The organism is Parabacteroides sp. AT13, assembly GCF_002272965.1.
GTDB classification, from domain to species: Bacteria; Bacteroidota; Bacteroidia; order Bacteroidales; family Tannerellaceae; genus Parabacteroides; species Parabacteroides distasonis.
On sequence record NZ_NQMH01000001.1, the window covers coordinates 2375542 to 2392773 of the forward strand.

Here is a 17232-nt window from a genome sequence, read left to right on the forward strand (position 1 = left end):
TACTCTGATTACATACCCAAGCCCTTGCGTTTTTTCTTCTTTTTGCGCTTCATCGCCCGGATGAAGGCTTCCTCTTCAGCGTCCACTGCCGGACCTTCGGGGGCAAACAGGTTCATGCCGCTGGAATGGCTTTCGTATTCCCCTCCGGAATATCCTTGCCTGTTCTCCAGTTCCTCCACCGGAACGGAGAGCGGAATCGGCGGCTGTCCGGCATAAGGCAGCGTGAAGTGTTCCTGCAAGGCGTTGGCAGAAAGTTCCTTGCCCATGCGTGAGCCGTTTAACACGCAGCCCGTGCGGTGGTCGATGAACGTGGCTCCATAGATGCGCCCTTCCTCCGTGTAGCGTAGCACGGTGTCGATGCCCTTCCTTTTGAGCGTGGCAACAAACTTCTCCTTGTCATACGTGCCTTCCAGCACGGAAAAGACGGTGCGTTTCGTCATGTCAGCAAGTTTCCTGTCCTTAATCTCCTGCTTGGAACGGGCAAACTTCTTCTGTACGGCTTCATAGCCGACGGACTTCCCGAACAGTGAGGACTTGAAAGGATTACCGACCTTGTTACCCTTATCGTCCGTGACGGAATAGACCAGCCCGTGATACTCACGTCCGCGCACATTGCCATGCGCTTCCTCCACCGTCATATTATATAAGGAAAGAAGGGCGCGGTATTCGCCCATCGTCTGAAACTTGTATCTGCGGTTCAGTTCTCTAATCAGATTCCCCGCCTGCTTCTTCACGTCGCCCGCAGAAGCGTCCACTTTGCGCAGCGGCGTATCAAGACGGCGGTTCTTGCGTTCCGCGTCGTGCAGCCCGTATTTCCGTTCCAGTTCGCGTGTTATCTGCTTGCTCCGGTAAAAGTTATTCCGGGTGTCTATGCTCCTGCCTTCCTCGTCCACCCTGACCGTCACAATATGCAGATGGTGGCGGTCGATGTCCTCATGCTTGAAAACGAGATACGGCTGGTTGCCGAACCCCATCTTCTCCAGATACTCCCGTGCGATGTCCTGAAGTTCTGTGTCCGTCAAAATATCGTCGGGATGCGGATTGAGCGAGATATGCACCACCGGTTTCTTCACCTTCGACCGCACGGGCATCAGAGCGAGAAAGTCCTCCATAGCCCGGTGGATATCCACCGTCCCCGAACCGTCATTGTAGATGCGGTTGGTTGTCAGAAGCCGCCCTTTCGCCTCGTTGATCTTTTCCCCGTTGTAGGCAAGTGCGCCGTACAACGAGTTTCCTACACTGATTTTTGCGACCATTTTTCCTGCATCTCTCTTGAAAGTTCCACAATCCGGCGGCTCAGTTTCACGAGTTCGACGGTCTGTTGCTCCAGCTTGTAGAGCAACGCCATCGCCTTTTTCTCGGAAAAATGCAGCCTCAGTTCCTTCACGACTTGGTTGTAGTTCGTGCCTATCGCGCGGAACTGCGCATGAAAATCGGACAGTTTGGTGTAGTAATCCACCAGCGTCTTGTCCACTTTCAGCACTTTGAACGGCTGCCCGAAGAAGTGCGCTTTCAGGAAGACCGACTTGGCGTAAACGCCCGACTTCTCGAACATGGAGAGGAAACGGTTGTGTTCCTCCTCGCTGAAACGGACGGTGTAGCGGAACACCGCCGGATCGAGTTTGGGATTTCTCCCGCCTTTGTTTCTTCTTTTTTCACTCATATTACTTTGGATTTAGCGGTTTGACGGCATAAGCCGCCGCTTCGAGGCACAGCACCGCAGGTTTGAGAGGCTTCCCGACTTCGGAGGGTAAGCCCGCCCCCCTGCAAGGGCAAGGCGTTTTCGTGGCTGCTCAAAATATTTTGAGCGGCTGAAAACATACCTTGCTATGTTCAGGCGAACATAAAAATCCGTCGGGGCCGGATTGGGGGAATGCCTTTCAAACTCCGGGCTGCGCCACCTGCGGCGAACCCTGCCGTTCGGGTGCAAAGTTACGCCCTTAAAGCGGTATCGGACAGAGGCTTGACCCGGACAATCAGTGCCAACCGGCGCAACATGCCGCCACTTGTCGGGGAAGTGATACAGGTTCAAAAATATCCTTGTTTATTTGCAGCATGATTCAAGAAACGAACGATTTGAAGATATGAAAAATGAGGCTTTCAAATACCCGGCAAACCGCTTCGGCGGCTATTTGCCTGACCGGATACCCGAACCTTCGGATACCCGGTTTTACAATGACGCGGTGATTCACGGATTCAATGACTTCATGACGCAATGTCGTCATTCATCAGTTATCCGAATCCCTGCCCCACCGTTGAAGCGGATACGTGACGAACCGGACAGTCAGAGATTCGCGGACGCGGATATACATGTCACCGATTCCGTATCGGAGCAGGAAAACAATTCATCAACCATTAAAACCAACAGAACCATGAGTAATGAAACATTCGTTGCATTCGCAACACAGAAAGGGGGTATCGGCAAATCCACCGTCACGGCACTTGCCGCCAACTACCTCCACAACGTGAAAGGACACAATGTCGCAGTCATAGACTGCGACACCCCGCAGCACAGCATACACGGGTTGCGTGAACGTGAAACGGGACTTATCGGCGGGAGCCTCTATTTCAAGGCACTCGCGTGTGACCACTTCCGCAAGATAAGGAAGAACGCCTACCCGGTCATCGCAAGCGACGCCCTTAACGCCCTCGATGATGCCGAAAGGATGCTTGCCGAAGAAGAGGTGAAACCCGACATCGTGTTTTTCGACATGCCGGGAACCCTGAAAAGCAACGGCGTGGTCAAGACCCTCTCGCAGATGGACTACATCTTCGCGCCCATGAGTGCCGACCGTTTTGTCGTGGAAAGCACCCTGCAATTCGCTGTGATGTTCCGTGACAACCTCATGACGACGGGACAGGCGAAAACAAAAGGGCTGTACCTGTTCTGGACGATGGTGGACGGCAGGGAGAAGAACGGGCTTTACGACCTGTATGAGGATGTGATCGCCGAGATGGGGCTGCCGGTGCTGTCCACCCGCCTGCCCGACAGCAAGAAGTTCCGGCGCGACCTCTCGGAAGAGCGCAAGAGCGTGTTCCGCTCGACCATCTTCCCGATGGATGCGTCCCTGCTGAAAGGGAGCGGCATCCGTGAGTTCTCGGAAGAGATAAGCCGTATCATCAGACCTCAATAATCATGGGCAGCAGGAAAGTGAACACCGAAGGCATTGACGAGGAACTGTTGATAGCCTCCATCGGCAGACGCAGGCAGGACGGGACCCTGTACCACGCGCAGGAGCCGCCCGCGCCTGCTCCCGAAGAAAAAAGCGTCCCTGAAACGGAACCGCCGCCCGCGCAATACACGGCAAAGGAAAAACCGCAGAGGGACACTGTCCGCCGCAAACGGCAGGAGGACGACTATTCCGGGCTGTTCCTCCGCCGCAACGAGATAAAGACGCGCCAGTGCGTCTATATCAGCCGCGATGTCCACAGCAAGATTCTCAAAATCGTGAACGACATCGCCGGGCGTGAAATCTCGGTAGGCGGCTACGTGGACACCGTGCTGCGCCAACATCTGGAACAGCACAAGGAGAAAATAAACGAACTGTACAAGAAACAACGTGAAGACTTGATTTGAATATGGAAAAGAACCAGAAAAACAGAAGTCCGCAGCATGACGGCGGCGGTATGCTTGCCCAAGTGCAGGCGAGTGTGGAAATCCTATCCCCCGTGCCGTTAGGCGGCAAATGCGGTGAAAAGGACTATGAACGGCTGTTCATCCGTGAAGCCGAAGTGAAGGCACGCGAGGGAAAGATGGCGTATGTGCGTCCGGAGTACCACGACCGCATCATGCGCATCACCCGTGTGATCGGGCATGACAAATTGTCGCTGTCCGCCTACATCGACCATGTGCTTACGCACCACTTCAACCAGTGCGAGGAGGCGATAAAGAGCCTTTACGCCCAGAATTACGACGCAGTATTTTAACCCTCAAAAAGAGAACGTGCATGAGTGAAACAATAAGCATGACTGATATTCTGCTGACCGTATCGGTCGGCTGCAACCTGTGGTTCCTGTTCCTGCTCCTTTATGACAGGATCATGGAAACCAGACTTGTCCGCTTCCTAAGAAGCATAGCCGGAGTGTGGCGGTCGTTGGGCGGCACGGCGGCAAAGCCCGAAACGGTAAGGGACACACCGCCCGCAGACACCCCGGACATCATCGGCAAGAGCCGTTTCAGGATGGCATCGCCCCGGACAACCGCTGCCATACCGACGCAAGAAGCCGCCACTTCGGAAAAAGGCATTGAGCTGACGGAGGAAGAGACTACTTTTGACGACGGAAACACGGAAACCGTGTCCCGTCCCGCACAAGTCCCGGAGGATAAACTCGACGAAACCTTCACGAGCCTCACGCCTTCGGAACTGGAGTTCGGGGAGGACGAGCCGGAGGAAGAAACGCCCGACGCGCCGAGGGCATCGGGAAGCAGTTTCGACGAGATAGACGATGCGGTCAGAACCGCCAAGAACCCGGAAGCGACAACGACGGAACGGGAGCGGGCGGCAAAGGTCTTCACCGACATGGAAGGGACGGAGCTGTACGAGAAGCTGATGACCGGCTCGTCTGAAATGAGCATCCGCATCAAGGGACTTATCGAAATCCGGCTGAAGAAGAATAAACCGAAAAAGGATTTTGTCGTCCCGGACAGTATTGAGAACTTCGACATCCGCAACTATGTATAACGACTAAAAAAGAATGAGAATGAAAACGTAAGACGGCATCACCCACGCGCACGGCGGTACAAGGTACAGCCAATTCGCAACGGACACACCCAAGTCCGTAGAAACAAACGGGCAACCCACTAAACCAAAGTAAAGTAATCGAGTATCAACCGCCCGACAAAGGACCATCCACCCTTTGGACGGCACAAAACAAGAACAGTTTATGAACAAGAACAACAGACAGAAACTTATCCTCTCTGCGGCACTTCTGGTTGCCGCAACCGCCTCCGCCTTCGCGCAGGGAAACGGCATCGCGGGCATCAACGAAGCCACCTCTATGGTGAGTTCGTACTTCGACCCCGGCACGAAACTCATCTACGCCATCGGCGCGGTAGTCGGGCTTATCGGGGGCGTGAAAGTGTATGGGAAATTCTCGTCCGGCGATCCCGACACATCCAAGACTGCCGCCTCGTGGTTCGGGGCGTGCATCTTCCTGATTGTCGCCGCCACCATCCTGCGCTCATTCTTCCTTTAATAAACAATGTATGGCTGAATACCCGATAAACAAGGGTATCGGCCGTCCGGTAGAGTTCAAGGGTTTGAAGGCTCAGTACCTCTTCATCTTCTGCGGAGGTCTGCTGGCTCTCTTCGTCCTGTTCGTCATCCTCTACATGGTCGGCATCGACCAGTGGGTATGTATCGGCTTCGGCGTGGCATCGTCTTCCATCCTCGTATGGCAGACCTTCGCGCTGAACGCCCGGTACGGCGAACACGGACTGATGAAATTAGGGGCAACAAGGAGCCATCCCCGATACCTTATCAACCGGCGGCGGATCACCCGATTATTCAAACGGAAACGAAAGGAAGAAACGACATGAGGAATACATCCAAAATGACAACACTGGAAAACAAGTTCCCGCTATTGGCGGTGGAGCAAGGTTGCATCATCTCCAAAGACGCCGACATCACGGTGGCTTTCGAGGTGGAACTGCCGGAGCTTTATACCGTGACGGGTGCGGAGTACGAGGCTATACACGGCTGCTGGTGCAAGGCGATCAAGGTGCTGCCGGACTTCTCCGTCGTCCACAAGCAGGACTGGTTCATCAAGGAGAAGTACACGCCGGAACTTCACAAGGACGACATGAGTTTTTTGAGCCGCTCTTTCGAGCGGCACTTCAACGAGCGACCGTACCTGAAGCACACGTGCTACCTCTACCTGACCAAGACGACGAAGGAGCGTAACCGGATGCAGAGCAATTTCAGCACGCTGTGCCGGGGGCATATCATCCCGAAGGAACTGGACAAGGAAACAGCCGCGAAGTTCATGGAGGCTGCGGAACAGTTCGAGCGCATCATCAACGACAGCGGCTTTGTCAGGCTGCGCCGCCTCTCCACCGACGAGATCGTGGGGACAGACGGCAAAGCCGGACTGATAGAGCGTTACTTCTCGCTCATGCCCGAAGGCGACGCCACGTTACAGGACATAGACCTCTCGGCACGGGAGATGCGCATCGGCGACAATCGCCTGTGCCTGCACACCCTGTCCGACGCGGAAGACCTTCCCGGCACGGTGGCTACCGACACACGGTATGAGAAACTCTCCACCGACCGCTCGGACTGCCGCCTCTCCTTCGCCTCCCCGGTGGGGCTGCTGCTCTCCTGCAACCACATTTACAACCAGTACGTGATTATCGACAACAGCGAGGAGAACCTTCAAAAATTCGAGAAGTCCGCAAGGAATATGCAGTCGTTATCCCGATACAGCCGGAGCAACAGCATCAACCGCGAGTGGATAGACCGCTACCTGAACGAGGCGCACTCCTACGGGCTGACCTCGGTGCGGGCGCACTTCAACGTCATGGCGTGGAGCGACGACGCGGAAGAGCTGAAGCACATAAAGAACGACGTGGGCAGCCAGCTGGCAAGCATGGAGTGCGTGCCGCGCCACAACACCATCGACTGCCCGACACTTTATTGGGCGGCTATGCCCGGCAACGCGGCGGACTTTCCGGCGGAAGAGAGTTTCCACACCTTCATCGAACAGGCGGTGTGCCTCTTCACGGAGGAAACCAACTACCGCAGCTCGCTCTCGCCCTTCGGCATCAAGATGGTGGACAGGCTCACGGGAAAACCGCTGCACCTCGACATCAGTGACCTGCCGATGAAGCGGGGCATCACCACGAACCGTAACAAGTTCGTATTAGGTCCTTCGGGCAGTGGCAAGTCGTTCTTCATGAACCACCTCGTGCGGCAATACTACGAGCAGGGCGCGCATGTGGTATTGGTGGACACGGGAAACTCCTATCAAGGGCTATGCGAGATGATACGGCGCAAGACGGGCGGCACGGACGGCGTGTATTTTACCTACACGGAGGAGAAGCCCATCAGCTTCAACCCGTTCTATACCGACGACTACGTGTTCGACGTGGAGAAAAAGGACAGCATAAAGACGCTGCTGCTGACGCTCTGGAAGTCGGAGGACGACAAGGTGACGAAAACCGAAAGCGGGGAATTGGGCAGTGCCGTGAGTGCCTACATCGAGCGCATCAGGGCTGACCGGAGCATCGTCCCCTCGTTCAACACCTTCTACGAGTACATGCGCGACGACTACCGCAGGGAACTGGCGGAACGCGACATCAAGGTGGAGAAGGAGGACTTCAACATCGACAACATGCTCACCACCATGCGGCAGTATTACCGGGGCGGACGCTACGACTTCCTGCTCAACTCGGCGGAGAACATCGACCTGCTGGGCAAACGGTTCATCGTCTTCGAGATCGATTCCATCAAGGACAACCGCGAACTGTTCCCGGTAGTGACCATCATCATCATGGAAGCCTTCATCAACAAGATGCGGCGTCTGAAAGGTGTGAGAAAGCAGCTTATCGTGGAAGAGGCTTGGAAGGCTCTCTCGTCGGCGAACATGGCTGATTACCTGCGCTATATGTACAAGACGGTGCGCAAATACTTCGGTGAGGCAATCGTGGTGACGCAGGAGGTGGACGACATCATTTCCTCGCCCGTCGTCAAGGAGAGCATCATCAACAACTCGGACTGTAAAATCCTGCTTGACCAGCGCAAGTACATGAACAAGTTCGACCAGATTCAGGCGTTGCTCGGACTGACGGAGAAGGAGAAGTCGCAGATACTCTCCATCAACATGGCGAACAACCCCTCACGGCTCTACAAGGAGGTGTGGATAGGCTTGGGCGGCACGCAGTCGGCGGTCTATGCCACCGAGGTGAGCGCGGAAGAGTATCTGGCGTACACCACCGAGGAAACGGAAAAGGTGGAGGTGTACCGTCTGGCGGAGCAATTGGGCGGCGACATCGAAGCCGCCATCCGACAGCTTGCCGAAAGACGGAGAAACAAGCAGTAAGTAATCAATAATCGGTAAAACAGATTTATCAACGAAAAAAGAAAAGCGTATGAGCATATCAAGAATGAAGATGCTGCAAGTCAGCAAGTGTCTGATCGGATTGGCGGTCATGGTGCTGCAATCCTGCGACGTGGCGGAGAACCGCCGCGACCTGCTGTGCGGGAATTGGGAAAGCGTGGAGGGCAAGCCCGACGTGCTTATCTACAAGGAGGGCGAAGCCTACAAGGTGACGGTATTCAAACGGAGCGGCATCCGCCGCAGGCTGAAACCGGAAACCTACCTCTTGCAGGAGGAGAACGGCAACCTGTTCATGAACACCGGCTTCCGCATCGACGTGGCGTATAACGAAGCCACCGACGTGCTGACCTTCTCACCGAACGGGGACTACGTGCGTGTGAAGCCGCAGCCGGAAACTCCGGCAGGAAAATAAGAACCGCTAAAATCCAAAGAAACATGAGAACAAGAATAACATTCGTCATCTGCCTGTGCCTGCTTCTCGCGGGCAGGGCTTCCGCCCAATGGGTCGTGAGCGATCCGGGCAATCTGGCGCAGGGCATCATCAATGCCTCGAAGAACATCATCCACACCTCGAAGACCGCCACGAACATGGTGAATAACTTTCAGGAAACGGTGAAAATCTACGAGCAGGGCAAGAAGTATTACGACGCCCTCAAATCCGTGAACAATCTGGTCAAGGACGCCCGCAAGGTGCAGCAGACCATACTGATGGTAGGCGACATCACGGACATCTACGTGACCAGCTTCCAGAAGATGCTGCGCGACGACAACTTCACGGTGGAGGAACTCGGAGCCATCGCCTTCGGGTACACGAAGCTGCTGGAGGAATCCAATGACGTGCTTACGGAGTTGAAGAACGTGGTGAACATCACCACGCTCTCCATGACGGACAAGGAGCGCATGGACGTGGTGGAACGCTGCCACTCCAAGATGAAGCGTTACCGCAACCTCGTGAGCTACTACACCAACAAGAATATCAGCGTGAGCTACCTGCGTGCGAAGAAGAAAAACGACCTTGACCGCATCATGGGGCTGTACGGGAGCATGAACGAAAGATACTGGTAGCCTATGGAGTTCGACAACCTTCACCAGATTCTCCGCTCGCTCTACGAGCAGATGATGCCGCTGTGCGCCGACATGGCGGGCGTGGCGAAAGGCATCGCCGGGCTGGGCGCGCTCTTCTATGTCGCCTACCGGGTATGGCAGTCGTTGGCGAGAGCCGAACCGATAGACGTCTTCCCGATGCTCCGTCCCTTTGCCGTCGGTCTGTGCATCATGTTCTTCCCTACGGTGGTGCTTGGCACGATAAACAGCGTCCTCTCGCCCGTCGTGCAGGGTACGGCGAAACTGCTCGAAACGCAGACTTTGGACATGAACAAGTACCGGGAGCAGAAGGACAGGCTGGAATACGAGGCGATGGTGCGCAACCCCGAAACCGCCTACCTCGTGTCCAACGAGGAGTTTGACAAGCAACTGGAGGAATTGGGCTGGTCGCCCTCCGACATGGTGACGATGGCGGGGATGTATATCGACCGGGGGATGTACAAGATGAAGAAGGGCATCCGCGACTTCTTCCGCGAGATACTGGAACTGATGTTCCAAGCCGCCGCCCTCGTGATAGACACCATCCGCACCTTCTTCCTCGTGGTGCTGGCGATACTCGGTCCGATAGCCTTCGCCATATCGGTGTGGGACGGCTTCCAAAGCACGCTCACGCAGTGGATATGCCGCTACATTCAGGTCTATCTGTGGCTGCCCGTGTCGGACATATTCAGCACCATACTCGCCAAGATTCAGGTGTTGATGCTCCAGAGCGACATCGAGCGCATGCAGACCGACCCCAACTTCTCGCTGGATTCCAGCGACGGGGTGTATATCGTGTTCATGATAATCGGCATCATCGGCTACTTCACCATTCCGACGGTGGCGGGCTGGATCATCCAAGCCGGGGGCATGGGCGGCTACGGGCGCAACGTGAACCAGATGGCGGGACGCGCCGGAGGCATGGCGGGAAGCGTGGCGGGTGCTACCGCAGGCAACATGGTCGGACGTGCCGGGAAACTGCTGAAATAATCAATGTGGAATTATAAACGGAAAAAGTAAAATGGAATTCAAGTCACTCAAAAACATCGAATCATCGTTCAGGCAGATACGCCTGTTCGGTATCGTCTTCCTCTCGCTGTGCGCAGTGATAACGGTATGGAGCGTGTGGAGTTCCTACCGCTTCGCGGAGCGGCAGCGGGAAAAGATCTATGTGCTGGACAACGGCAAGTCGCTGATGCTGGCACTCTCGCAGGACCTCTCGCAGAACCGTCCGGCGGAAGCGAGGGAGCATGTGCGCCGCTTCCACGAGCTGTTCTTCACGCTCTCGCCCGAAAAGAGCGCGATAGAACACAACGTGAAGCGTGCGTTGCTGCTGGCAGACAAGAGCGTGTACAACTACTATTCGGACTTCGCCGAGAAGGGGTACTACAACCGCATCATCGCCGGTAACATCAACCAAGTGCTGAAGGTGGACAGCGTGGTGTGCGACTTCAACGGCTATCCCTACCGCACCGTGACCTACGCCACGCAGAAAATCATCCGGCAGAGCAACGTCACAGAGCGCAGCCTCGTGACCACGTGCCGCCTCTTGAACTCGTCCCGTTCGGACGACAACCCCAACGGGTTCACCATCGAGGGATTCACCATCATCGAGAACAAAGATTTACAAACCATCAAAAGGTAAACGGACATGAAGAAAATCAAGAAATCACTGTGGAGTGCGTACTGGAAACTCCACGACAAAAAGAAAATGCTGGTGGAACGGCTCAAAGGGTATCTGGACGGCTTGCCGCCGAAGACACGCAGGCGCATCGTGCTGGCGATGCTCATCGCATTCGCCGCACTTGCCCTCTACACCTTCGGTAAAGCCGTCTATGACATCGGCAGGAATGACGGCAGCCGGATGGAGATAGACCATGCCGGACAGGTGGAACTGTCCGTGAAGCCGGATAACAATCACAATGTAATACCTTATTTATATGGAACAGACGAAGAATGAACCCAAGAACGAAAACAAGGCGGCTCCCGGCAACGACAAGCCGAAAAAGGAGCGCAAGCCGCTGACCGAAGCCCAACGGCTGAAACGCCAGAAAATGATAGTGCTTCCCGCTATGGTGCTGGTATTCATCGGGGCTATGTGGCTGATATTCGCCCCGTCCTCCGGCAAGGAGCAGGAGCCGGGAACAAGCGGCTACAACATCGAGATGCCCGATGCGGACAAGGAGAACCGCCGGATTATCGGTGACAAGGCGAAAGCCTACGAGCAGGGGGCAATGGAGGAACGGCAGGAGAACCGCAGCCGCGCCATGCAGCAGTTGGGCGACCTGTTCGACCGCGAAACGGTGGAAGCGGATGGGGACAGCGACTTCGACCTTGCCAATCCCGGCGGAACGGAAGAGGCGGTGAAGCCAGCACCGAAGACCATCCAGTCCTCGGCAGCCGCCTACCGTGACCTCAATGCCACGCTCGGCAACTTCTACGAGCAGCCGAAGAACGACAATGCGGAGATGGACGAGCTGCTGGAACGCATCGCCACCCTCGAATCCGAACTGGAAAGCGGAAAAGAGAGAAGCTCCACGATGGACGAGCAGGTGGCACTCATGGAAAAATCCTACGAACTGGCGGCGAAGTACATGGGCGGTCAGAACGGCACGCAGGCGGCAGCGGGACAGACCGCAGAGCCGTCCCCCGTGCAGAAAACCGGAAAGAACACGGCAAAACCCGTCAGGCAAGTGACGCATCAGGTGGTGTCCTCGCTCGGACAGCCCATGAGCAATGCCGAATTTGTCGCTTCCTTCTCGCAGGAACGCAACCGCAGTTTCAACACGGCGGTGGGCGTTACAACCGTACCGGACAGGAACACCATACCGGCATGCGTCTATGGGGCGCAGAGCGTGACGGACGGGCAGGCGGTCAGGTTGCGGCTGTTGGAGCCGATGGCGGTAGCAGACCGGATCATCCCCCGTAATGCGGTGGTGGTCGGCGCAGCCAAGATTCAGGGTGAACGGCTCGGCATCGAAATCACCTCGCTGGAACACGACGGTACGGTTATCCCGGTGGAGTTGGAGGTCTATGACACGGACGGGCAGCCCGGCATATTCATCCCCAACTCGATGGAGATGAACGCCGTCAGGGAGGTTGCCGCCAACATGGGCGGTTCGCTCGGCAGTAGCATCAACATCTCCACCAATGCCGGGGCGCAGCTCGCCTCCGACTTGGGCAAGGGGCTGATACAAGGCACGAGCCAGTACATTGCCAAGAAGATGCGCACCGTCAAAGTGCATCTGAAAGCCGGGTACAGGGTCATGCTCTATCAGGAGAAGAACTGATGTATAATCATAAGAAATCCAATCAATAACAACAACCCACTAAATTCAAAGTAAAATGAGAAAAGTAATCATGATGTTTGCCCTCGCTATGGGCATCGCAACTGCCAACGCGCAGGAAAACGTAACCGTTGAAACGACCAACGGAAGTGAAGAACTGACCTTGACAAAAGAGGTCTATCCGCAGAAGGAGGCGGACGGCGACCTGTATCACGGTCTGACGAGAAAGCTGGGCTTTGACCGCATGGTTCCCCCGCACGGCTTGGAAGTGACCTACGACAAGACCGTGCATGTCATCTTCCCGGCGGAGGTGCGCTATGTCGATTTAGGCTCGCCCGACCTGATTGCGGGCAAAGCCGACGGAGCGGAGAACGTCATCCGTGTGAAGGCTACCGTGAGGAATTTCCCGAACGAAACCAACATGTCCGTCATCACGGAGGACGGGAGTTTCTACACCTTCAACGTGAAATACGCCGCCGAACCGCTGCTGCTCAACGTGGAGATGTGCGACTTCATCCATGACGGCGAGGCGGTGAACCGTCCGAACAACGCGCAGGAAATCTACCTGAAAGAATTAGGCAGCGAAAGTCCGATGCTGGTGCGCCTTATCATGAAGTCCATCCACAAGCAGAACAAACGTGAGGTGAAGCATATCGGCTGCAAGCGTTTCGGCATCCAGTACCTTCTGAAAGGCATCTACACGCACAACGGGCTTCTGTATTTCCACACGGAAATCAAGAACCAGAGCAACGTGCCTTTCGATGTGGACTACATCACATGGAAAATCGTGGACAAGAAGGTGGCGAAGCGTACCGCCGTGCAGGAGCGTATCATCCTGCCGCTCCGCGCGCAGAACTACGCCACGCTCGTGCCGGGCAAAAAAAGCGAACGCACGGTCTTCACGATGGCGAAGTTCACCATACCCGACGGCAAGTGCCTCGTGGTGGAGCTGAACGAGAAGAACGGCGGCCGTCACCAGTCCTTCGTGATCGAGAACGAGGACTTGGTGCGCGCCAATACCATCAACGAACTTCAAGTGCGCTGACCATGAGAAAGTACATCGCAATAATCATCGCGTCGCTTGCCCTGTTCACGGGGCAGGCGCACGCCCAGCGATGCCTGCCGAAGATGCAGGGCATCGAGGTCAGGGCGAATCTGGCGGACGGCTTCAAACCCGGCGGCAACGACGGCGGGTACAGTTTCGGGGCGGCTCTCTCCACCTACACGAAGAAGGGGAACAAATGGGTGTTCGGAGGTGAGTATCTCCTGAAAAACAACCCGTACAAGGACACCGCCATACCTGTGGCGCAGTTCACGGCGGAAGGCGGCTACTATTTCAAGATACTTTCCGATGCCCGTAAAATCGTGTTCGTCTATGCGGGGGCTTCGGCTCTCGCCGGGTATGAATCGGTGAATTGGGGCGAAAAAGTGCTGCATGACGGTTCGACACTGCACGACCGGGACGCCTTCATCTACGGCGGTGCGCTGACGCTCGATGTAGAGTTTTACGTGGCTGACCGTATCGCCCTGCTCGCCAACCTCCGGGAGCGTTGCCTGTGGGGTGGCGACACGAAGAAGTTCCATACCCAATTCGGGGTGGGCATCAAGTTCGTCATCAACTGACACGCGGCATGGAACGGACGGATATAGACACCATGAGGCAAATATCCCTCGCGGACTTTCTCGCGCGGTTGGGGCATGAGCCTGTCCGAAGGAGCGGAAACGAACTTTGGTATCGTGCGCCGTACCGCAGTGAGCGCACGCCCTCTTTCCGTGTGAACGTGGCGAAACGGCTCTGGTACGACTTCGGTTTGGGCAAGGGCGGTGACATCTTCACGCTTGCCGGGGAGTTTGCCCGAAGCGGTGACTTCATGGCGCAGGCAAGATTCATAGCGGAAACCGCCCGTATGCCGTTTGTCGCATCGGAAAAGCCGTTGTACCTGCCGGAACCGTCCGAACCTGCCTTTGAGGGGGTGGAAGCCGTCCCACTGCTCCGCTCACCATTAACAGAGTATCTGGCGGAACGGGGCATCCCTTATGCCGTTGCATCCCGTCACTGCTGCCGCTTGAACTACGGCGTGCGTGGAAAACGGTATTTCGCAATCGGTTTCCAGAACGTGGTTGGCGGCTATGAAATCCGGAGCCGTTATTTCAAGGGTTGCGTGCCGCCGAAGGATGTGTCGCTGGTCAAAATGGAAAGTTCTCCGACTGGCGTGTGCAGTTTATTTGAAGGATTTATGGACTTCCTTTCCGCTGCCACGCTTGGATTGGAAACAGGCGACAGCCTTGTGCTGAACTCCGTCGCCAACGTGGGTAAGGCGGTAAAACACTTAGACGGGTACGGGCGCATCGACTGCTTCCTCGACCGTGACGAAGCCGGGCGGAGGACGCTGGAAGCCCTCAAAGGACACTACGGCGGACGTGTCTGTAACTGTTCCGCACTCTATGACGGTTGCAAGGACTTGAACGAGTATCTGCAACTGACAGCAAAAAAGAAATGAACAATAACTTAAAAATCAAAGGACAATGAACATACTGAACAACAAGAACAAGAGAATATCCATCTTCAAGGCGTTGGCACTCTGCCTGTTCGCCGCCGTGTCGCTCACGCTCGCATCGTGTGACGATGACATGGACATCCAGCAATCCTATCCGTTCACGGTGGAAACGATGCCCGTACCGAACAAGGTCACAAAGGGGCAGACGGTGGAAATCCGCTGTGAACTGAAAAGGACGGGCGATTACGCCAACACGCTCTACACCATCCGGTATTTCCAGTTCGAAGGGGAAGGCACGCTGAAAATGGCGGGCGGCATTACTTTTCTGCCCAATGACCGCTACCTGCTCGAAAACGAGAAGTTCCGGCTGTACTATACGGCTGAGGGCGACGAGGCGCACAACTTCATCGTGGTGGTGGAGGACAATTTCAAAAATTCCTACGAATTGGAATTTGACTTCAACAACCGGAACGTGAAGGACGACATTCAGACCGTCATCCCCATAGGCAATTACAAACCTCTGCCAAGATGATGCGTGTATTCATGGCTATCCTCTGTTCGCTGCTGGCGGTCTGCTCCGTGTCCGCACGGGACAGCCGTCGGAAGGGGACGGACAGGCAGGCGGCAATCTACCGCCTGCCGCCTTTTGAGCGGGCGGTTCGCTGTACGAAGTATTTTGAAGGCTGGCACTCGGAGAAACACCACCCATACGTGGGCTGGGGTCATCAGGTGCAGCCGGGGGAAAGGTATTCGGCACGCACCATGACGAAGCGGCAGGCGGACGCACTCCTGCGGAAAGACTTGCGTAAGTTCTGCGCCATGTTCCGTAAGTTCGGGCGTGACAGTCTGCTCCTTGCCACGCTCGCCTACAATGTCGGTCCATACCGGCTTTTGGGGAGCGGGAAGATACCCAAAAGCACGCTGATCCGAAAATTGGAGGCGGGCGACAGGAACATTTACCGGGAATATATCGCTTTCTGCAACTACAAGGGGAAACGGCACGCCATGCTGCTCAAACGGAGAAAGGCGGAGTTTGCGCTGCTGTACATTCCGTAACATGGCAAATGCCTGACAAATGAAACTCCGATGAAGCCGCAACTTCATCGGAGTTTCCGCTTTTCATACATTCGGGATTTTTCCTTTGCCGATTACTTCACCGTCCCTGCAATGCTCTATGATGCCGGGCGAAAATCCCATCTCCCCGATTGCGATATGCCGGATATACTCCACATATTCCTGACCTTGAAAAATCCTGCCCGTGAGGTTTTTGAAAATCATCCTTATGCTTGTTCCGTCATCGCTGTGCAGGATGATTTTTCCGTTCTGTCTGATTTCTTCCATGATTGAAACTTGTTTTTGTGAATACTATCGTAGATTGGGACAGCGGTTTCTTTGCTACTTTCTTTGTCCGCCGTCATGCTCACCGAAAGAAAGTAGGGCGGCTTTGTCCGCCGCCACTCAAAAATGGGTGTAGAGTCCTGTTACCATCGTGAACATTTCTTCCAGCATATCGCAATATATGCCATCGTGTGTTTCGATGTCCTTCGTCTTGCACTCGAATGTCTTTTTGCTGAACGTCCTGCGGTAGAAACGCATATTGTAGAGGTCTAAGCCGGCATCGTAGATGATGTCAAGGCGGTTGGCACTCGTCTTGTTCCTCGCAAGGCTCATGCGCAGTCCGTTACCCATATCTATAAAGTCCTTGCTTCCCGTCATGGCGGCAAAGCGTCTGCCGCCTATCTGCTGTAAAATAGTCTTCGCTATCATGCTTTTCTTGGTTGTAGGTTGGCGGTGCGGACACCGCCAACTTGTTTAACATTCTGTTATCTCGGCAATGGGTGTGTTTCGTTTCAACCATTCCATCAGGCACTCCATATTGTACTCGCTTGTGATGACTGCCGTATGGCTGTTGATGGCGGTAAACCTGCTGCTCTCGTAGTCGTCTATCCACCCTTTTAGGGTATCAACTCCCCACGCTTCGGCATCGTCAAAGATGCCGTCCAATACTTTGATAGGCTCACTGAACTTCACTATCAGCGTTTGATAGGCTGCGTTCATCGTCTGTCCTCCTTTCCTTCCTTTGCCGTGAGCCACTCATCCCGTGCTTCTCGGCACTCGTCCAATGTGGGTTTGACACAAGAGAACAACTCTCCGTCTGTGGGGTGGCGGTAGTCGTACTGCACAAGTGTCCGCTTGCGTCTGCCGATACCTAATTGGAAACGCTCGTATTTCTCCGTACCTGCTTCCGTGCAGGTGCTTACTCCGTTGATGGTCATCCGTGTTGCCATAATCGTTGATTTTAGGGT

24 protein-coding genes are annotated in these 17232 nt (G+C 55.2%); 18 read left to right on the plus strand and 6 right to left on the minus strand.

Features of this window, described 5'->3' with window-relative positions; translation table 11 throughout:
- Positions 1 to 8 precede the first annotated feature (8 nt).
- Entirely contained in the window at positions 9 to 1256 is a 1248-nt protein-coding gene (mobB, locus tag CI959_RS09840) for a conjugal transfer protein MobB (protein WP_032543188.1), read from the minus strand.
- Positions 1235 to 1663, minus strand: a complete 429-nt coding sequence (gene mobA, locus CI959_RS09845; RefSeq protein ID WP_005809224.1) for a conjugal transfer protein MobA — start codon at positions 1661 to 1663, stop codon at positions 1235 to 1237. The genes mobB and mobA overlap by 22 nt, the downstream gene beginning before the upstream one ends.
- 421 nt (positions 1664 to 2084) lie before the next feature.
- Between mobA and CI959_RS09855 the strand changes: the two genes are divergently transcribed.
- The 18 genes from CI959_RS09855 to CI959_RS09940 all read left to right on the plus strand — a co-directional run bounded on the left by CI959_RS09855 (position 2085) and on the right by CI959_RS09940 (position 15982).
- Positions 2085 to 3134: a ParA family protein gene (locus tag CI959_RS09855; RefSeq protein ID WP_007366517.1), complete on the plus strand. Its 1050-nt coding sequence runs from the start codon at positions 2085 to 2087 to the stop codon at positions 3132 to 3134.
- Positions 3135 to 3136: 2 nt separating this feature from the next.
- A complete protein-coding gene (locus CI959_RS09860) occupies positions 3137 to 3577 on the plus strand; it encodes a DUF3408 domain-containing protein (RefSeq protein WP_007366516.1) in 441 nt (146 codons plus the stop codon).
- A 2-nt stretch (positions 3578 to 3579) separates the two neighbouring features.
- Positions 3580 to 3927 carry a DUF3408 domain-containing protein gene (locus tag CI959_RS09865; RefSeq protein ID WP_028899187.1) on the plus strand — a complete coding sequence of 116 codons (348 nt, stop codon included), beginning with the start codon at positions 3580 to 3582 and terminating at the stop codon, positions 3925 to 3927.
- Between the two features lie 20 nt (positions 3928 to 3947).
- On the plus strand, positions 3948 to 4682 hold the full coding sequence (locus tag CI959_RS09870; RefSeq protein WP_007366514.1) for a hypothetical protein: 735 nt from the start codon (positions 3948 to 3950) through the stop codon (positions 4680 to 4682).
- Between the two features lie 202 nt (positions 4683 to 4884).
- Positions 4885 to 5196: a DUF4134 domain-containing protein gene (locus CI959_RS09875; protein ID WP_009016663.1), complete on the plus strand. Its 312-nt coding sequence runs from the start codon at positions 4885 to 4887 to the stop codon at positions 5194 to 5196.
- Between the two features lie 10 nt (positions 5197 to 5206).
- On the plus strand, positions 5207 to 5539 hold the full coding sequence (locus CI959_RS09880; RefSeq protein ID WP_007366512.1) for a DUF4133 domain-containing protein: 333 nt from the start codon (positions 5207 to 5209) through the stop codon (positions 5537 to 5539).
- Complete coding sequence (locus CI959_RS09885; protein WP_005850488.1) at positions 5536 to 8040, plus strand: TraG family conjugative transposon ATPase; 2505 nt, start codon at positions 5536 to 5538, stop codon at positions 8038 to 8040. Before CI959_RS09880 ends, CI959_RS09885 begins: the two co-directional genes overlap by 4 nt.
- 49 nt (positions 8041 to 8089) lie before the next feature.
- Entirely contained in the window at positions 8090 to 8470 is a 381-nt protein-coding gene (locus CI959_RS09890) for a DUF3876 domain-containing protein (protein ID WP_007366509.1), read from the plus strand.
- Between the two features lie 23 nt (positions 8471 to 8493).
- On the plus strand, positions 8494 to 9123 hold the full coding sequence (locus CI959_RS09895) for a DUF4141 domain-containing protein (protein ID WP_007366508.1): 630 nt from the start codon (positions 8494 to 8496) through the stop codon (positions 9121 to 9123).
- A gap of 3 nt (positions 9124 to 9126) precedes the next feature.
- Positions 9127 to 10131: a conjugative transposon protein TraJ gene (traJ, locus tag CI959_RS09900; protein WP_007366507.1), complete on the plus strand. Its 1005-nt coding sequence runs from the start codon at positions 9127 to 9129 to the stop codon at positions 10129 to 10131.
- 31 nt (positions 10132 to 10162) lie between these two features.
- A complete protein-coding gene (gene traK, locus CI959_RS09905) occupies positions 10163 to 10786 on the plus strand; it encodes a conjugative transposon protein TraK (RefSeq protein WP_007366506.1) in 624 nt (207 codons plus the stop codon).
- Positions 10787 to 10792: 6 nt separating this feature from the next.
- Positions 10793 to 11101, plus strand: a complete 309-nt coding sequence (locus CI959_RS09910; RefSeq protein ID WP_007366505.1) for a TraL conjugative transposon family protein — start codon at positions 10793 to 10795, stop codon at positions 11099 to 11101.
- Positions 11082 to 12431, plus strand: a complete 1350-nt coding sequence (gene traM, locus CI959_RS09915) for a conjugative transposon protein TraM (RefSeq protein ID WP_007366504.1) — start codon at positions 11082 to 11084, stop codon at positions 12429 to 12431. The genes CI959_RS09910 and traM overlap by 20 nt, the downstream gene beginning before the upstream one ends.
- Before the next feature lie 55 nt (positions 12432 to 12486).
- Positions 12487 to 13473, plus strand: coding sequence for a conjugative transposon protein TraN (gene traN, locus CI959_RS09920; protein ID WP_007366503.1), 987 nt, complete (start codon positions 12487 to 12489; stop codon positions 13471 to 13473).
- Positions 13474 to 13475: 2 nt separating this feature from the next.
- On the plus strand, positions 13476 to 14051 hold the full coding sequence (locus CI959_RS09925; protein ID WP_007366502.1) for a conjugal transfer protein TraO: 576 nt from the start codon (positions 13476 to 13478) through the stop codon (positions 14049 to 14051).
- A gap of 8 nt (positions 14052 to 14059) precedes the next feature.
- On the plus strand, positions 14060 to 14929 hold the full coding sequence (locus CI959_RS09930; protein WP_007366501.1) for a toprim domain-containing protein: 870 nt from the start codon (positions 14060 to 14062) through the stop codon (positions 14927 to 14929).
- A gap of 25 nt (positions 14930 to 14954) precedes the next feature.
- Entirely contained in the window at positions 14955 to 15458 is a 504-nt protein-coding gene (locus CI959_RS09935; RefSeq protein WP_007366500.1) for a DUF3872 domain-containing protein, read from the plus strand.
- The gene (locus CI959_RS09940) at positions 15455 to 15982 is read left to right on the plus strand and encodes a lysozyme (protein ID WP_007366499.1); all 528 of its coding nucleotides are present in this window, start codon (positions 15455 to 15457) and stop codon (positions 15980 to 15982) included. The genes CI959_RS09935 and CI959_RS09940 overlap by 4 nt, the downstream gene beginning before the upstream one ends.
- Before the next feature lie 63 nt (positions 15983 to 16045).
- Here the strand turns inward: CI959_RS09940 and CI959_RS09945 are convergent, their stop codons facing one another.
- From CI959_RS09945 to CI959_RS09960, 4 genes are all read right to left on the minus strand, one after another.
- Positions 16046 to 16267: a hypothetical protein gene (locus CI959_RS09945; protein WP_007366498.1), complete on the minus strand. Its 222-nt coding sequence runs from the start codon at positions 16265 to 16267 to the stop codon at positions 16046 to 16048.
- Positions 16268 to 16384: 117 nt separating this feature from the next.
- Positions 16385 to 16693 (minus strand): hypothetical protein, encoded by a 309-nt coding sequence (locus CI959_RS09950; RefSeq protein ID WP_007366497.1) that lies wholly within the window; start codon positions 16691 to 16693, stop codon positions 16385 to 16387.
- Between the two features lie 45 nt (positions 16694 to 16738).
- Positions 16739 to 16984, minus strand: a complete 246-nt coding sequence (locus tag CI959_RS09955; protein ID WP_007366496.1) for a hypothetical protein — start codon at positions 16982 to 16984, stop codon at positions 16739 to 16741.
- Complete coding sequence (locus tag CI959_RS09960; protein WP_007366495.1) at positions 16981 to 17214, minus strand: DUF3873 domain-containing protein; 234 nt, start codon at positions 17212 to 17214, stop codon at positions 16981 to 16983. The genes CI959_RS09955 and CI959_RS09960 overlap by 4 nt, the downstream gene beginning before the upstream one ends.
- Positions 17215 to 17232: the final 18 nt, after the last annotated feature.

Excerpts from the sequence above, each read along its gene's own strand:
- CI959_RS09935 (WP_007366500.1), top strand. The coding sequence starts at position 14,955 with ATGAACATACTGAACAACAAGAACAAGAGAATATCCATCTTCAAGGCG.
- CI959_RS09960 (WP_007366495.1), bottom strand. The coding sequence starts at position 17,214 with ATGGCAACACGGATGACCATCAACGGAGTAAGCACCTGCACGGAAGCA.
- CI959_RS09930 (WP_007366501.1), top strand. The coding sequence starts at position 14,060 with ATGGAACGGACGGATATAGACACCATGAGGCAAATATCCCTCGCGGAC.
- CI959_RS09890 (WP_007366509.1), top strand. The coding sequence starts at position 8,090 with ATGAGCATATCAAGAATGAAGATGCTGCAAGTCAGCAAGTGTCTGATC.
- mobA (WP_005809224.1), bottom strand. The coding sequence starts at position 1,663 with ATGAGTGAAAAAAGAAGAAACAAAGGCGGGAGAAATCCCAAACTCGAT.
- traN (WP_007366503.1), top strand. The coding sequence starts at position 12,487 with ATGAGAAAAGTAATCATGATGTTTGCCCTCGCTATGGGCATCGCAACT.
- CI959_RS09855 (WP_007366517.1), top strand. The coding sequence starts at position 2,085 with ATGAAAAATGAGGCTTTCAAATACCCGGCAAACCGCTTCGGCGGCTAT.
- CI959_RS09895 (WP_007366508.1), top strand. The coding sequence starts at position 8,494 with ATGAGAACAAGAATAACATTCGTCATCTGCCTGTGCCTGCTTCTCGCG.
- CI959_RS09925 (WP_007366502.1), top strand. The coding sequence starts at position 13,476 with ATGAGAAAGTACATCGCAATAATCATCGCGTCGCTTGCCCTGTTCACG.
- CI959_RS09910 (WP_007366505.1), top strand. The coding sequence starts at position 10,793 with ATGAAGAAAATCAAGAAATCACTGTGGAGTGCGTACTGGAAACTCCAC.
- CI959_RS09880 (WP_007366512.1), top strand. The coding sequence starts at position 5,207 with ATGGCTGAATACCCGATAAACAAGGGTATCGGCCGTCCGGTAGAGTTC.
- CI959_RS09945 (WP_007366498.1), bottom strand. The coding sequence starts at position 16,267 with ATGGAAGAAATCAGACAGAACGGAAAAATCATCCTGCACAGCGATGAC.
- mobB (WP_032543188.1), bottom strand. The coding sequence starts at position 1,256 with ATGGTCGCAAAAATCAGTGTAGGAAACTCGTTGTACGGCGCACTTGCC.
- CI959_RS09955 (WP_007366496.1), bottom strand. The coding sequence starts at position 16,984 with ATGAACGCAGCCTATCAAACGCTGATAGTGAAGTTCAGTGAGCCTATC.
- CI959_RS09875 (WP_009016663.1), top strand. The coding sequence starts at position 4,885 with ATGAACAAGAACAACAGACAGAAACTTATCCTCTCTGCGGCACTTCTG.
- traM (WP_007366504.1), top strand. The coding sequence starts at position 11,082 with ATGGAACAGACGAAGAATGAACCCAAGAACGAAAACAAGGCGGCTCCC.
- traK (WP_007366506.1), top strand. The coding sequence starts at position 10,163 with ATGGAATTCAAGTCACTCAAAAACATCGAATCATCGTTCAGGCAGATA.
- traJ (WP_007366507.1), top strand. The coding sequence starts at position 9,127 with ATGGAGTTCGACAACCTTCACCAGATTCTCCGCTCGCTCTACGAGCAG.
- CI959_RS09860 (WP_007366516.1), top strand. The coding sequence starts at position 3,137 with ATGGGCAGCAGGAAAGTGAACACCGAAGGCATTGACGAGGAACTGTTG.
- CI959_RS09885 (WP_005850488.1), top strand. The coding sequence starts at position 5,536 with ATGAGGAATACATCCAAAATGACAACACTGGAAAACAAGTTCCCGCTA.
- CI959_RS09940 (WP_007366499.1), top strand. The coding sequence starts at position 15,455 with ATGATGCGTGTATTCATGGCTATCCTCTGTTCGCTGCTGGCGGTCTGC.
- CI959_RS09950 (WP_007366497.1), bottom strand. The coding sequence starts at position 16,693 with ATGATAGCGAAGACTATTTTACAGCAGATAGGCGGCAGACGCTTTGCC.
- CI959_RS09870 (WP_007366514.1), top strand. The coding sequence starts at position 3,948 with ATGAGTGAAACAATAAGCATGACTGATATTCTGCTGACCGTATCGGTC.
- CI959_RS09865 (WP_028899187.1), top strand. The coding sequence starts at position 3,580 with ATGGAAAAGAACCAGAAAAACAGAAGTCCGCAGCATGACGGCGGCGGT.